The organism is Pseudomonas fluorescens, assembly GCF_000802965.1.
Classification (GTDB): Bacteria; Pseudomonadota; Gammaproteobacteria; order Pseudomonadales; family Pseudomonadaceae; genus Aquipseudomonas; species Aquipseudomonas fluorescens_A.
The window spans coordinates 1-296 of record NZ_JSAK01000060.1 but is presented as its reverse complement, the minus strand read 5'-3'; the positions used below and the strand labels follow the sequence as shown (position 1 = coordinate 296).

1 pseudogene is annotated in these 296 nt (G+C 61.5%); it reads left to right on the top strand.

The annotated features are described in order from the left end of the window. Positions 1–296 (top strand): annotated as a pseudogene (locus NL64_RS29105) (transporter substrate-binding domain-containing protein); the annotation flags it as partial.

The following is a 296-nucleotide window of genomic DNA, read 5'->3' as shown; positions in this document are numbered from 1 at the left end:
ACGATCAACCGAGGCCTGTCCAACCAGACCTACGCCACCATCGAGGGCGGCGTGACCGAGGACTGGATTCGCGAACGGATGCGCATGCTCGGCGTGATCGCTTCCCTGGTGACCGTCGCCAACACCGACGAAGGCGCCAAACTGGTGGCAGCACGCAAGGCTGATGCTTTCTTCGCCGAGCGCATGCTGCTGAAAAACCAGGTCGCCAAAGGCGATGCCAACAACGACCTGATGGTCCTGGACCGCATCTTCGAGTACACCCCGGTGGCGATGATCGTCGAGCGTGGAGACGAAGA